Below are 972 nucleotides of genomic sequence, written 5' to 3'. Positions count from 1 at the left end.
CGTGACTACACGCAGTCAGGTGCTGAATTACAAGGTGGTAGCTTGGCGCCATCTGTGTATGAGCAATATGCCGCTGCAAACAGCTTCAATGGTGATATCAATACCATTCTTATGGATGGCGGCGGTAACGACATCTTGATCCCTGCTACACTTTTTGACCCTTACGGATGCCGCACGCAATGGTATCGTTGGAATCCTTCTCGTTCATGCAGAAACTTGATTGAAGATCAGCGTATTAACGCAGTGAACTTGTTGAATCAGATGGATGCAGATGGTGTTGCTAACGTTGTTTGGTTGGGTTACTACGAGCTTCCACGTGGCAATGCGAACTTAACGAAAGCTTTGAACATTGGTAACAATAAGCTTCGTAGCGCTTGTCAGAGTGATTCTGTAGCGAGCTGCCAGTTTGTTGATCCACGAGGCACTGTTCCAGCGAGCCAAGTTGAGAGTGATGACATTCACCCAACACCAGAAGGTTCAGTGAACCTTGCAGGACAAATTGAGCCAGTATTGTTCCCACTTCTATGATAAGAAGTTGAATCTGGCTTACGGCTAGATCGGTTTAATGTCGAAATAAAAAGCACGCCCTAGGCGTGCTTTTTGTTTATGGCTCTAGTGTTTTAAAGGTGCCATCAAGCCAACCCTGAATTTCTGACATATACCATGGAGAGAATGGATTATCAGAAACGCCACCTGCTGTGCGGGTATGAAGTATTTGTTCACTCATGTCTGCCGCGATGCGCACTGATGCGGCGAAACTCGTTTTGCGGCCAGCAGCTTCATAAAGCTGGCCTTGATGTGGTGTTGCTCGTCCACCGATCATTGAAACAGTTTTACTGTCTAGACCAAAGAATAGAGGCAGCTTGCCTTGCAGCAAAATGTTTGTGAATTGGAAGGTGTTGGTTTGACCCCACGTTCGTTCTTCAAAGTGCGTGCACACGTTCAAAAACGCCTGTTTAAAACATTCTGCTT

General features: G+C 46.2%; 2 protein-coding genes. One reads left to right on the top strand and one right to left on the bottom strand.

Going from position 1 to position 972, the window contains the following annotated elements; all coding sequences use genetic code 11:
• A partial coding sequence (locus tag A3762_RS27700) for an SGNH/GDSL hydrolase family protein (RefSeq protein ID WP_068756606.1) occupies nt 1-528 on the top strand: 528 nt, incomplete at its 5' end.
• A gap of 76 nt (nt 529-604) precedes the next feature.
• Here the strand turns inward: A3762_RS27700 and A3762_RS16090 are convergent.
• A partial coding sequence (locus tag A3762_RS16090; RefSeq protein ID WP_231878834.1) for a penicillin acylase family protein occupies nt 605-972 on the bottom strand: 368 nt, incomplete at its 5' end.

The sequence above is a fragment of the Oleiphilus sp. HI0125 genome (genome assembly GCF_001635355.1).
Note: the sequence above shows the minus strand (reverse complement) of the source record. Positions and strands in the feature narration are given on the sequence as shown.